This window comes from Anaerovibrio sp. JC8, assembly GCF_002100115.1.
Lineage (GTDB): Bacteria > Bacillota > Negativicutes > Selenomonadales > Selenomonadaceae > Anaerovibrio.
Genome location: NZ_ANBM01000004.1, coordinates 44,161 through 57,364 on the forward strand (window position 1 = coordinate 44,161; position 13,204 = coordinate 57,364).

Here is a 13,204-nt window from a genome sequence, read left to right on the forward strand (position 1 = left end):
GCCCCTTTCGCCTATCAATACGCACCTATCTTAATGAAATCATCTTCCACATACTGGGTACAGCATTTCTCCTCCACCTGAACATTCTTCATAATGGAGTTAATACTTAATCTGGCCCCCGGATACAGGGTATCCTTAACCCGAATCTTACCCCGCTTCATCTTCTGAAGCTCGGTATCCAGTTCCTTGAGAAGCCGCTCGTTGCGTTCAACAGTACCAGCCAATGGGAACTGGGAACGGATAAGGGCATTAAACCGCTCTGCCTTTTCAGGAGGCAGCTGGCTAATATCCAGCTTGCCAAGGGTATTAACCATCTTGGTAACCTGGTCCAGACGTTTCTTGGCCTCATTGTACTCCTTCAGAACAGTCTGATATTGCTTCTGAAGCATTGGATTAACACCAACTGTCAGCCTGGTAACCACATTGGAGGCATTGCCCACAGTGGTGGCCCTAATTTCTTCGCCGGCTGCCAAATAGCCGCCGTTAACAAGGCCCTTTTTCCCCTCTACAATAAGGGTATGACCGGCTCTTATGGTGGAATGCATGGCCACATCCGTAATGATAACATTACCACCGGCCTCAATATCCGCATTCTCCGCAAAGGTAGCCTGGAAATCATTCTCTGCCCGGACGGTACCACGGCTCATCCCCTGGACACCACCCTTTACAATGATATTGCGTCCAATTACATCGCCGCCGCTGATCATGCCTTTTATTTCAATGTCACCAGTGGCCTTTAGCTGGAAGCCCAGCTGCACACTGCCGTTTACTGTTACACCACCTACAAAATCAATATTGCCGGTGGCCATACCCACATCTCCCTTGATATCGAGATGCGGATCGACGCTTATCTTGTTTCCATTATCGACAATCTGTCCGTCTATTTCAGAAACGACAAAGTTTTCATCCTTGATAACAGTGTTCTTGCCCGCAGGAACAGGCTTTGGCTTACCCGGCTTCTGACGAATGGTGGCACCATGCACATTGGTTCCCGGCTTCCCCTGGGTATGAGGAATCCGCTCCGCCAATACCTGGCCTTTTTTTGCCAACAGGAAAATATTCAGGTCCTTATAGTCAACCCGATCATACTCATCCGCCACAGGACGGCCTATAATGCTCAAGTCAAATTTTTTTACAATCTGTGCATCCAGCCCGTGCTCAGGAGGTATACCAAAAGCAACCTTTGTAATACGGCCGCTTTCCGCTGCTTCTCTCACAGCCTCATCATCAATTCCGAAGACGATATTTTTAACGGCCAGAGCTTCCTTTATCATTTCATATGTCGGAACGGCCTGGTTCTCCTTAATATCAAAACGGACTGTAACCTCCAGCTTGTCCTTGGAAACATCTATAAATACATTTCCATATTCCCTGTTAGCCTGAAGCTCCGCCGTGGTAAGCTGAACGTCGGCATTGCCATGCCGCCCACCTTCCTTGTAATTTTGCGGAACTACAAAGCTGTCAGATATCTTTGTTGGAATTCCCGAAGATTCACGGACCAATCTGGATAAAAGCTCCAGATTGTAATCATCAACACTAAATTCCTTCAATATCTGACGCATATCTGATAATTCAAACTGAATTCCCGGTTCTGTAGATTCATATACGGTCAAATAGACACCGTCATTGCGGAATTCAAATAAATAACCAGAATCACGACTACCCACTTTAGAGACTGAACTTGTATTATCCATAAACAGCCCTCCCTTGGTTGTTCCACCCTCTCCAGAGAAGCAACCAACAAACGCATCCTTGCATTTGTGTAAACTGATTTATATTAAATATCTAAAGCCTCGTTTGCCAAAAAGCCCCTCAGCTTGAACACTGCCTTCGTGTGCAGCTGACAAATGCGGGCTTCTGATAAATGCAATACCTGGCTGATTTCCTTCATTGTCAATTCTTCGTGATAATATAGGGATATTACCAGACGTTCCTTTTCGGAAAGCTGGTCTATTGCCTTTGCCAGTGTCTCCTTCATTTCCACTGTTTCCAGGCTCTTTGTCGGGTCATTGACAGCCGAAGTCGCTGTCTCAAATTTTATATATTCACCTAAAGGTATGATAGTGGATGCACTCACCTGCTGCTCAAGGGCATGAAGCTGATCCATGGTCACCTCAAGTGCATCTGCCAGCTCCTCATCCGTAGGGGTGCGTCCCAAATCACCCTCCAGAGTAATAATCGTACTTTCGTATTTCTTTATTTTCTGACGCAAGGAAACAGATATCCAGTCGCGGGCCCGAAGGTCATCCTTCATGGCTCCGCTGATTCTGATACCTGCATAAGTCTCGAATTTGTTGCCACGACTGTAGTCGTATCGGGAAACTGCGTCCATTAAACCAAAATACCCGCTGACCTTAAGGTCATCGGTATCTACATGACTTGGCAGACTGATGGCCAGTCTGCCCGCTATGATATTCACCAGTGGGAGATAATGCTCTACCAGTTTATTCCTGATCTCTATGTTATCCCTGTCACGGCTGTAATCCATCCAAAGCTGTCTTACCTCCTCAGGATTTAACTCTGTACCCTGCAACGTCTCTCACCACCATTATAAAACCATCAAAAAACTACCCTATTCCTCCTGATCAGTTGCCACATGACGCAACTCATCAGCCTGAAGCGGAGTAAAGCCCCCGTCTTCAGGGGAAGCAAATTCATCCTCAGGAGCTTCCTCCCCGGCTTCCTCTGTTTCCGCATCTTCTTCCGGCTTGTCGCTGTCCTCTGCGCCTTCCTCTTCCTCTATGCCCTCCTTCCAGTTTTCCTCAAACTCGTGAATAATTGAGGCATAACCCAAACGGTCAAAAAGGAAGATTGCTACGTAGACAACTATGCCGGACACTATAAAGCTACAAAATGCCCGGCCAAGAACAATCTGCAACCGGGCATCTGATAACAGTCCTGCGACTATAGCAGTCAAAGCTGCTATAGCCCCGCAGACTGAAGCTGCACCTAGCTTAAACACATTAATCACCGTCTAAATCTCTTTTTCGCCCTTATCAATGGTCTTTACCTTGTAAACACCATTTGACAAATCGATGGATACTGTGCGACCATAACTGCCCCCTGTATCTTCACCGATAATAGGAATTCCTAAGCCGGCAAGAATGTCCTTGGCAGCTTGAGCATTTCTTTGCCCCACACGCATAATATCTGTAGCGTTGGCAAAGGCAAACATCTGGGCACCACCAGCAATCTTGGCAACCAATCTGCTCTTGGAAGCACCTAACTTGAGCACTTCATCCAGCATATCCGGTATACCAGTATCTGCAAACTTTGCCCTGTTTTCGTTAGCTCTGGACTGAGTACTGTCTGGCAACATGATGTGTAGGAGCCCGCCGACCTTGGTCTGCGGATCATACAGTGAAATGCCAATACATGAACCAAGTCCATAACTAATTAATGTTGCTGGAGCTGTACCGACTTTTGCATCGGCCATTCCAACCTTAACTAATTCTGGCATATCATTCAACTCCCACTGCAGACAGTATAGTTTCCAATGAACCAGGATCAGGTACCAAGAAGAAGTGACCCTTGATACCCTCATCATCGGTCTTGAACTCAGTCTCAATAACTAATGCGTGGTCACCCATCTGACCAAGCTGAATTAATACTACACTTAAGATAGCACCTGCCATATCCATTGCCAATGCCGGAATGGATGGCAACAGTGATATGTTGGTAAAATTGAACAACGCGTTTAAATATGCACCAGAGAGAATATTACCTATTTCCATCAGTGCCGACTCATCCATGAAGTCAAGCTTCTGGGTATCACCATGTTTCTTGCCCATAAGCATGTCTACAAGATAGAAAGCACTTTCCCGTGGTAACAGGAACAGAATATTACTTGGAGCCTTACCATATACTCTAAGGAAAACTCCAACGACCATAACATCAGGTCCACCTACCAGGTCAGGAACATCTCCAAGAGGAACGATTGATACTCTTGGAACATTCATATCGATGCGTTTGCTTATAATCTGGGATAAAGCAGTAGCCGAGTTTCCAGCACCAACATTACCAATCTCACGTAGCGCATCCATCTGGTTAGCAGATAAGCTTGCAACATCATCTGACATATCTTCACCCCATCCAGAAATTACTCTTCGCCAGTAAGACCAATAATCTCGCTAATGTTAAGCTGAATAATCAGTCTTCCATCCACCTTGCCAATGCCGGAAATAAATCTGGAATTGGCATCAGTACCGGTTACAGCCCGGGTAGAATCAATATCATCTGCATCAATGGTTCTAACCTCGGTTACTGCATCAACCAGCATGCCTACCGAAACCTCGTCCAACTGAACGATAACAATACGTGTATTGGAAGTATATGGTGTATCCTCCAGGCCGAGACGACGCTTCAAATCAATTACCGGCAGAACACTACCACGGAGATTAATTACGCCCTTAATAAATTCAGGAGCAAACGGAACTCTGGTAATATCTGTCAGGCCCTTAATTTCCTGTACATTTAAAATACTGAAACCATATTCTTCATTTCTGAGCTTAAAAGCAACTACCTGAACCTCACCGTCAGATACTACCTGTCCTTCTATGTTAGCCATTTTTCACCCCTCCTATGATTACATCAATGAACTTACGTCCAGGATCATAGCAACATGACCATCACCCAGAACAGTAGCACCAGCCAGCATCTTCAAACCGGACAGGAGCTTGCCAAGTGTCTTGATAACGATTTCCTGCTGGCCGATGAGGTTATCTACCACGATACCCATCTTATGATCGCCAACATGTACAACAACTACGAAGATATCCTCTTCGTTGGTGTCCTCACCCTTAGGTACGCTGAGCACCTCACCCAGGCGGGCAATTGGGATAATCTCACCACGGAGAACAATAACTTCCTTGTTCTGAACGGTCTTGATATCATCTGGAGTGATGTTAATGGTACTGTCGATAGAACCAAGAGGAATTGCATACATCTCGTCCTGAACCTTAACCAGCATTGCCTGGATAATAGCCAGAGTCAATGGCAGCTTGATCTTGAATACAGAACCTTCATCAATCTTGGTCTCAACGTCTACGTTACCGCCCAAGGACTCAATCTTGCTGCGAACAACGTCCATACCTACGCCTCGTCCGGATACATCGGTGATAACCTCCGCAGTGGAGAAGCCTGGCAGGAAGATAAGGCGAACTGCATCTGCATCTGGCAGAGCATCTGCCTCTTCACGGCTGATCATGCCCTTTTCAACGGCCTTGTTACGAATCTTGTCGGCATTGATACCAGAACCATCATCAGTAACCATAATAACTACGTTGTTACCTTCATGGCGGGCAATGAGGCCAACCTCACCAGTACGAGGCTTACCCTTTGCTTCACGCTCATCAGGATGCTCAACACCATGGTCAAGGGAGTTACGGAGGAGATGCATCAATGGATCACCGATCTCGTCGATAACGGTACGATCCAGCTCTGTATCCTCACCCTCGATAGTAAGGTTGATTTCCTTGTTCAGTTCCTTGGTAAGGTCACGGACCATACGAGGGAAGCGGTTGAATACCTGACTAACAGGCACCATGCGGACCTTCATAACTACGGACTGGAGATCGGTGGTAACTCTGTCCATCTGCTCCAATGTCTCAGTAAGGTCTGTGAGTCTATGGGTCATACCAATCTGCTCGAGGCGAACCTTGTTGGTAACAAGCTCTCCTACCAGATTCATCAGAGTATCAAGCTTTTCAATATCTACACGTACAGACTGACCACCAACATGAGCCTTCTTGGCATCCTTGGCTGCCGCTTTAGGCTCAGCCTTCTTGGCTGGTGCAGGAGCTGCCTTTGCAGCAGGTGCCGGTGCAGCAGGAGCCGGTGCAGGAGCTGCCTCAGCGGCTGGTGCAGGAGCAGCTGCCGGAGCTGCTGCCTTTTCAGGATCAAATTCAGTAACATTTGCCACTGTGATCTCAGAGATAGCAGCAACTGCACTTTCAATAGTCTTGGCATCAGCATCGCTGACGATAATTACCTCGAAGCTGTGGTCGAATTTTTCCTGCTCCAGATCCTCTGCAGGCGGAACAGACTTAATCACATCACAGAGCTCATCCAGTGCATTCATAACCATGTAGGAGCGTGCAGACTTCAGAATACAATTCTCGGAAATCTCCACATGTACATGATAAGGAACAAGGCCGCTGTTCTTTGCTTCCACGATAACAGTCTTTTCAGTATCGCTGAGTTCAATACCACCCGAAGCCCCGGAGTCAGCCGGTGCCGCTGCAGGTGCTGCCTCAGCCGGAGCTGCTGCCTCTGCAGATTCACCCTTGGCAATGGCATTAACCTGGCGTACCAAATCAGATACATCCACCAAATCCTCAGACTCGCCATTGCTGATGTTCTCTACCATTTCCTGCAAGGTGTCCAGGCACTTGAAAATTACATCTATAATTTCAGGGCTGACCTTCAGCTGTTCCTTGCGGAGCATATCAAGCAAATTTTCCATATCATGGGTCAACTCAGCTGTCTTTGTGTAACCCATGGTAGCGGACATACCTTTTAAGGTATGTGCATTACGGAAGATTTCATTTAAGACGGACAAATCCTCCGGATCATTTTCCAGACTCAGCAGGCCATCATTCAGAGACTGCAAATGTTCCCGCGACTCGTCCAAAAACATTTCCATGTACTGATTTGTTTCCATTTCTATTCCCCCTGATTAGTTATTTTCTAACTGCATTCATAATTGCTTCGGCTATGTTCTGAACAGGCAGGACCTCATCAGAAATTCCAGCGTCCACAACGGCCTTTGGCATCCCGTACACTACGCAGCTCTCTTGAGCCTCGGCGATAATGTATCCTCCGGCCTTTTTGATTTTCTTCATTCCGGCGGTGCCATCACACCCCATGCCGGTCAATATGACGGACACCACGTCACTGCCATACTTAACAACAGAATCAAACATGATGTCTACTGCCGGGCGGTGGGCCGCCAAAGGTGGGTTCTGATTCAGTGAGATTACTCTTTGTGAACCGTTACCAGTGATCTCCATGTGATAATCGCCTGGAGCTATGTAAACATAACCCGGTAAAATTGGCTCATTGTCCTCAGCTTCCTTGACCTTCACCTGAGACATGTCATCCAATCGTTCCGCCAATGATTTGGTGAAACCGGCGGGCATATGTTGCACTATTACCATGCCACACGGCATATCTGCCGGCAGCTTGGGAACCACATACTGCAAAGCCTTGGGACCACCTGTAGAGGTGCCTAAAGCAATGAGCTTGTTGCCTCCGCCGGAGGAACCACTTTTTGCCTGACGCATTTTCAGGTATGGGTTCTCCCTTTTTGCCAGCTTCTCCACAGCGGAGGTATGCTTGGGCAACATGGAGGCCGTTCTTGAGGTTGCAGTCACGTGAGCCGTTGGCTTTAGGCGACTCGCAACTATTGATGTCGGTGTCACTCCCTTTTTAGGTGCAGTAACACCTTTTCTTTCAAGTATATTTATTCGCTCTAAATTCGCTGCTTCCTGCTTTTTTCCTAGAATATTATTATTTATTACAATTTTTTTACTTTTGCAGTAGCCGCGTTTCGACTTTTTTCGAGAATTTCATCTTTTATGGTGTCAATTTTGGAGACTGAACCACCTGCTTTGGTAATGAAATCAACGGCTCCCAGCTGAAGTGCCCTGATGGTTTCGTCAGCATCCTTTTTGGTAAGGCTGCTGAGCATGACCACAGGCGTTGGGCATCCCTCCATTATCATTTCCAATGCCTCAAGTCCGTTCATAAGCGGCATGTTTACATCCATGGTCACCAAATCAGGCTTCAGCCTAAAGACCATTTTTACTGCTTCACTGCCGTCCGAGGCAGTCCCCACTACCTCAAAATCAGGAGTCTCCGTAAACAAGTCTGATAAAACCTTTCTCATGAAAGAAGAATCATCAGCAATTATTACGCGAATCATAATGACACCCCCTCAGTTTTGTAAATTCCCTTACACTTTTTCAATCCCCTTGGCCAAACCTCTCCGCTGCAGATCGAAGATAAATTTTACAAGGCGGTTTTGGGTATTTCTGTCAATTGACAAAAATTCTGTACCTATATGATAAACTTTTTCGCCATTAACATCAATTTCAGCACAACGGGCCACACGGCACATCAGCTGCAGCAGACCAATGTTGGGGATATCATCCAGCTCAATGGCCACCTTGCTGTCCACCGGCAGCGGTCGCTTAAACGCTATACAAATACCACCGCCGCTGATATCAACGGTATAGGTAATCTCCATGGGTTCAAGGGCTCCCTCAGCGTTGACAGGACGCACCACCACTGGCTGGGATGTCTTAACACGGACAAACTCGCGATGCTGGGCCTTTTCGACTTCCGCAGGTCTGCTGATATACCACACTGGAATATTTTCTATGCCTTTATCCATAAAGACGGCACGGAAAATATAAAAACAGCGCTCATCTATAACCTTGCAAATCACATTGGTACCTGGCTCCGGAATGAGTGGACGATGCTTATCGTCTATGGGCATTGCCAGAACCATGTAATTATCTTTTATGTCTTCAATTCTGCTGTTGTAAAAACGGGTATCATCCATAAGTGACACCTGTGCTCGCTGTCCAAATTTAAGCACCTTGTCAGCCTTGACAATTTCTGCTCTTTTCATAGTATGTCCTTTCCGAGGCATCGTATTTAAGAAGCTTATTTCTTAAACAGTCTTCTCAGGAATCCGCGCCAGCCAAGCTTCACCTTTTCCTGGCGTCCGTTAACAAGACCATTGGCAATAGATGCAATGCATCTGGCAGATAAAGCTTCAGGATACCCTGACATTACAGGCACCTGTGACCTTACCGACTTCACCATCATCTTGTCATCATATATATATCCAAGGCACTCCACGGAAAGCTTCAAAAACTTTTCTGCAGTCCTAGACAAAGTGCCCACCACTTCACGTATCTCAGGCTCATCAATTACCCGATTTACGATAAGCTTCAGGTTTGGATTCTCAGTTATTCTGCTGTAGCCCTTCATAACGGCATAAGCATCAGTTAATGATGTAGGCTCCGGTGTGGTTACAAGAAGCACCTCATCGGCTGAAACAATAAAATCAAGCACGTTCTTGCCAATACCGGCACCGGTATCCACCAATATAATATCTGCCCAATCAGCACAGGCCTCCAGCTTGCTGAACAGCATTTCCCGCTCCATCGCGGAAAGCTCCCCCGCATGCTCCATGCCGGAGCCGCCGGAAATATAGCTGACTCCATAAGGGCCTCTGAGGAGAACATCCTCCAGGGTCACATCCGGATCAAGCAAATTCATAAGAGTCACTCTGGATGAGGTTCCCAGCAGGATATCCACATTGGCCATACCCATGTCTGCATCTATTATAATAACCCGCTTGCCCATGTTGCCAAGGGCAATTGCCAAATTAACCGTGAGATTTGTCTTGCCCACACCACCCTTGCCGCTGGTAATGGCAATAGTCCGTGGGCCAATAGATTCCGCCTGTTGTTTTATATTTACCTCAGTCTCCCTGATGGCAGGCGGTTCAGGATAAGTATTCTTATCCTCCACAAGGCGACGGAGATTTGCTGCCTGATCATTCATAACTTCTTACCTCAGCAGCATATCTGCCAGCTTGGTGAAGCTGGCCGGAGTAATATCATCGGGAACGCTCTGTCCGTTGGTAACATAGGAAAGAGCAATCTTTCTCTTGTAAAGAAGATTCATTACTATCCCCAAAGAACTGGTCTCATCGGTCTTGGTGAAAATAACCCTGTCCGGTTCACAAGGCATGAAACGGTTCAGGATTTCCTCAGCATCCCTATTTTTGGTAGTGGAGCTGAGTACAAGATGCTTTTCAATATCCTTGTTTGACTTGAAAAGACCAATAAGCTCTTTCATCTGAAACTCGTTGTACTGGCTTCTGCCAGCTGTATCAATAAGGATAAGCTGCTTGTCTGAATGCTTTTCTATAGCCTGCTGCAAAGCCTCGGGAGAATAAACAATCTCCAGCGGCAAGCCCAAAATATCCGAATAGGTCTTGAGCTGTTCAACAGCAGAGATACGATAGGTATCTGCGGTAATAAGAGCGGCACTTACGCCACCCTCCAAAACAAATTTGGCGGCTATCTTGGCAAGGGTTGTAGTCTTGCCAACACCTGTCGGGCCAATAAGAGCCACAATTTTGGGTTTATCAGAATAAAGTGTGATGCCCGATGCCACCCTGACTGTCTTTTTAAGGAATTTTTCCAGAGTACGATGGGCTTTTTCTGAGGTCTTGTCCTCCAGAATCTCCGCACCGGACATTCTGCGGATCATATCCTGAATGATTTTTTCATCAATATCACAGTCCCTCAAGGCCTGCTGAAGTGTAATTTCCTCATCCTCAGAGGCTCCAGCCTTGCCCATACGGGCCAGCATCTCCTTCATTTCATCCAATTCATTCTGCAGGGACTGGATAGTTTCCTGGTCATCCTCGACCTGCTTCGCAGCCTTTACAAAGGCTTCTTCCTTGGCAGCAGCCTCTGCCATTGCTGCCATCTCCGCATCGGAAAATTCAGGCTCCTTGGCCGGCTCCGGCTTCTTTTCCATAGGCCTTATAATGCGTCCTACAGTTATCTGATTATCATCAGCAGGAGCTGCTGCAGCTCCAGTGCCTCCCTCTGCCGCCTTGATGCGGTCAAGGGAGGATAAAATATCCTCAAATGTGGACTGAATCTGTGGACCCTGGGCATTATGGCCGGTAGTCTGTACAGCATCATACTGGGCTGCCCTTTGCTGGGCAGCATCCACGCTAAACTGGGTGCCAGCCGTCTGATAGGATGAAACTGCCGCCTTTCGTGGAACGATTGGCGGTATCACCGGCTCAGGAGCAGGAGGTGCCATAGCAGGAGCAGGAGCTGGAGCTGGTGCTGCCGCAGCCTTTGGTGCAGATGCTCTCTTAACCGGCTTCTGCTGTGGTTCATCCTCCACAGCAGCAATTACTTCAACTACTTCCTTGCTGCCAAAGCCAAGAAGGCCACCCTTCTTGGACCTGGTTGTATGTAAAATAACTGCATCTATACCAAGCTCAGCCTTGACATTGGCCATGGCCTCCTTCAGTGTAGGTGCCTTAAATGTTTTAATCCTCAATTTAAATCTTCACCACCCCAATAATCTGTATCTCTACAGTTTGTTCTATCTCAGCATGAGACAGAACGATAATCCCAGGAACGGACCTTTCAACCAACTTTCTGAAATACAAGCGCACAGTCGGGCTTGTAAGAGCAATTGGCTGATACCCCATGTCCGTCAGCTTCTGCAGCTCTCCTCCCAAGGAAGTCAGAATCTTCTGCATGGTATCAGGATCCAGACTTACATAGGAACCACGGTCGGTGCGCTGAACAGCACCGGCAATGCGGTTCTCAATGGTCGGGTCAAGAGTAATGCATGTAAGCTGATTATTCTGGGTATATTGCTGAGTGATTTGTCTAGACAATGCATGTCTTACATACTCAGTTAAAATCTCAGTATCCTTGGTGGCACGGGCATAATCCGCCAATACCTCCAAAATAGTGGCCATATCTCTGATGGACACACGCTCCCGCAGGAGATTTGCCAATACCTTCTGAATTTCACCCACATTCATGAGCTCAGGCACAATCTCGTCCACAAGGGTAGAGTTTGTCTTTCTGGCATTATCAATAATGTTCTGGGTCTCCTGACGGCCGAGGATTTCATCGGCATGTGCCTTGATAACCTCTGTCAGATGGGTTGCCAGAACGGATACGGCATCTACTACAGTATAACCATTCAACTCAGCCTGCTCGCGGGAAGCCTCCGGAATCCAAAGTGCCGGCAAGCCAAAAGCAGGTTCCTGTGTCTCGATTCCCTGAATCTCCTCAAACACAGTACCTGAATTCATCGCTAAGAAGTGGTCTAGTAATAATTCGCCCTTTGCTATCTCAATTCCTTTTAACTTTATAATATATGCATTAGGTTTTATCTGAATATTATCGCGAATACGGATGGTAGGTACCACCAAACCCAGTTCCAATGCGCACTGACGTCGAATCATAACAATTCGGTCAAGAAGGTCACCACCCTGTCCTGTATCAACCAAAGGAATCAAGCTGTAACCAATTTCCAGCTCCATAGGGTCAACCTGCAGGAGTGAAACAATATTTTCCGGCTTGGTAGCCTCGGTTTTGCTCTTTTCCTTCTTCTGAACAGTGGCAGTTTCCTCCACCTGCTTTTTCCCCTGGGTCTTCTGATATCCAATGAAAGCACATACAGCAGCCAAAATGCTGAATGGCATACCAGGCAGGCCCGGAACCAGCGCCAATGCCAGAAGCACGCCGGCAACTATAAAGAATACGCGATCGTGACGGCCCAGCTGGGTTACCAGATCATGACCAAGATTGCTGTCGGAGGCAGCACGGGTAACTATGATACCGGTTGCTGTGGAAATCAGCAGGGCCGGAATCTGGTTTACCAGACCCTCACCTACTGTCAGCAGGGTGTAGTTGGACAAGGCCTGCTCCACAGTCATATTGCGCTGCACCATACCAATGACAAAGCCGCCGGTGATGTTTATCAAAATAATGATGATAGCCGCAATGGCATCACCCTTTACGAACTTACTGGCACCATCCATGGCTCCGTAGAAGTCAGCCTCACGCTGAATCTTCAAACGCCGCTCACTGGCCTCGGCATCAGTAATGGCACCCTGATTAAGGTCGGCATCGATGGACATCTGCTTACCAGGCATTGCGTCCAGTGTGAATCGAGCGGATACCTCGGCAACTCGCTCGGCACCCTTGGTAATAACGATGAACTGAATGATAATCAGAATTATGAAGATAATGAAACCTACTACTGCATTACCACCGACTACGAAGTTACCGAAGGACATAATAACCTCTCCGGCGTAGCCTTCCAGCAGAATCAATCGGGTTGAAGATACGTTCAGCGCCAATCGGAACAGGGTGGTTATGAGCAACAGGGACGGGAACACGGATAAATCCAGTGCCTCCACATTATATATAGCCGCCATAACTACTATCAGGGCCAGGGTTATGTTCATACACAACAGCAGGTCCAACAGCATGGTTGGCAGCGGTATAATCATCATTACAACGATGGTAACAATACCTACTGCTACCATTACGTCGCTATATTTAGTTAAAAAACTGCCCTTTTCCTGGGCAGCCGTTTCGGGAGCTGCCATGTTGTTCTCCTAAATGTATCA

At 47.2% G+C, this 13,204-nt stretch carries 13 protein-coding genes; all 13 read right to left on the reverse strand.

Annotated elements, in window-relative coordinates; all coding sequences use genetic code 11:
- Window positions 1-14: 14 nt before the first annotated feature.
- Window positions 15-1,694 carry a DUF342 domain-containing protein gene (locus D081_RS04555; RefSeq protein WP_233127421.1) on the reverse strand — a complete coding sequence of 560 codons (1,680 nt, stop codon included), beginning with the start codon at window positions 1,692-1,694 and terminating at the stop codon, window positions 15-17.
- A gap of 83 nt (window positions 1,695-1,777) precedes the next feature.
- A complete protein-coding gene (locus tag D081_RS04560) occupies window positions 1,778-2,533 on the reverse strand; it encodes a sigma-70 family RNA polymerase sigma factor (protein WP_369823993.1) in 756 nt (251 codons plus the stop codon).
- A 39-nt stretch (window positions 2,534-2,572) separates the two neighbouring features.
- Window positions 2,573-2,971 (reverse strand): hypothetical protein, encoded by a 399-nt coding sequence (locus tag D081_RS04565; protein WP_085022949.1) that lies wholly within the window; start codon window positions 2,969-2,971, stop codon window positions 2,573-2,575.
- Window positions 2,972-2,974: 3 nt separating this feature from the next.
- Window positions 2,975-3,460, reverse strand: a complete 486-nt coding sequence (locus D081_RS04570; protein WP_085022950.1) for a chemotaxis protein CheD — start codon at window positions 3,458-3,460, stop codon at window positions 2,975-2,977.
- A gap of 1 nt (window position 3,461) precedes the next feature.
- The gene (locus D081_RS04575; RefSeq protein WP_027407309.1) at window positions 3,462-4,079 is read right to left on the reverse strand and encodes a chemotaxis protein CheC; all 618 of its coding nucleotides are present in this window, start codon (window positions 4,077-4,079) and stop codon (window positions 3,462-3,464) included.
- A gap of 20 nt (window positions 4,080-4,099) precedes the next feature.
- On the reverse strand, window positions 4,100-4,567 hold the full coding sequence (locus tag D081_RS04580; RefSeq protein WP_085022951.1) for a chemotaxis protein CheW: 468 nt from the start codon (window positions 4,565-4,567) through the stop codon (window positions 4,100-4,102).
- Window positions 4,568-4,585: 18 nt separating this feature from the next.
- Window positions 4,586-6,661 (reverse strand): chemotaxis protein CheA, encoded by a 2,076-nt coding sequence (locus D081_RS04585; RefSeq protein ID WP_085022952.1) that lies wholly within the window; start codon window positions 6,659-6,661, stop codon window positions 4,586-4,588.
- Between the two features lie 19 nt (window positions 6,662-6,680).
- Window positions 6,681-7,346: a CheB methylesterase domain-containing protein gene (locus D081_RS04590; RefSeq protein WP_085022953.1), complete on the reverse strand. Its 666-nt coding sequence runs from the start codon at window positions 7,344-7,346 to the stop codon at window positions 6,681-6,683.
- A 170-nt stretch (window positions 7,347-7,516) separates the two neighbouring features.
- Window positions 7,517-7,924 carry a response regulator gene (locus D081_RS04595; RefSeq protein WP_085022954.1) on the reverse strand — a complete coding sequence of 136 codons (408 nt, stop codon included), beginning with the start codon at window positions 7,922-7,924 and terminating at the stop codon, window positions 7,517-7,519.
- 30 nt (window positions 7,925-7,954) lie between these two features.
- A complete protein-coding gene (locus tag D081_RS04600; protein ID WP_158087556.1) occupies window positions 7,955-8,635 on the reverse strand; it encodes a flagellar brake protein in 681 nt (226 codons plus the stop codon).
- A gap of 35 nt (window positions 8,636-8,670) precedes the next feature.
- On the reverse strand, window positions 8,671-9,579 hold the full coding sequence (locus tag D081_RS04605) for a MinD/ParA family protein (protein WP_085022956.1): 909 nt from the start codon (window positions 9,577-9,579) through the stop codon (window positions 8,671-8,673).
- 6 nt (window positions 9,580-9,585) lie between these two features.
- A complete protein-coding gene (gene flhF / locus D081_RS04610; RefSeq protein ID WP_085022957.1) occupies window positions 9,586-11,106 on the reverse strand; it encodes a flagellar biosynthesis protein FlhF in 1,521 nt (506 codons plus the stop codon).
- 1 nt (window position 11,107) lies between these two features.
- Window positions 11,108-13,183 carry a flagellar biosynthesis protein FlhA gene (gene flhA, locus D081_RS04615; RefSeq protein WP_085022958.1) on the reverse strand — a complete coding sequence of 692 codons (2,076 nt, stop codon included), beginning with the start codon at window positions 13,181-13,183 and terminating at the stop codon, window positions 11,108-11,110.
- Between the last annotated feature and the right edge of the window lie 21 nt (window positions 13,184-13,204).